This window comes from Mesorhizobium sp. M1A.T.Ca.IN.004.03.1.1, from assembly GCF_003997555.1.
Classification (GTDB): Bacteria; Pseudomonadota; Alphaproteobacteria; order Rhizobiales; family Rhizobiaceae; genus Mesorhizobium.
Genome location: NZ_RZTV01000452.1, coordinates 1 through 265, shown reverse-complemented (window position 1 = coordinate 265; position 265 = coordinate 1). Strand labels below are relative to the sequence as shown.

At 57.7% G+C, this 265-nt stretch carries 1 protein-coding gene; it reads left to right on the top strand.

Annotation, left to right across the window (positions count from 1 at the left end; genetic code table 11):
* A partial coding sequence (locus tag EOD29_RS32395) for a deaminase (RefSeq protein WP_164763976.1) occupies positions 1–265 on the top strand: 265 nt, incomplete at both ends.

The window sequence follows — 265 nt, the reverse complement described above, 5'->3', positions numbered from 1 at the left end:
GCTTTCGGTCATGGAAGACAATATCCTGCCGCTGACGGAGCGTGGGGTTTCGCTTGGCAACAAGGTGTTCGGTGCGGCGATCTTAAGGAAATCCGATCTTTCGCTCGTCGTCGCCGAGACCAATAACGAGCTGGACAATCCGCTATGGCACGGCGAGGTGCATACGCTGAAGCGCTTCTACGAGCTTGGCGACAAGCCGCCGACCAAGGATCTGATCTTCCTTTCGACGCACGAGCCCTGCACGATGTGCATGTCGGCGATCACC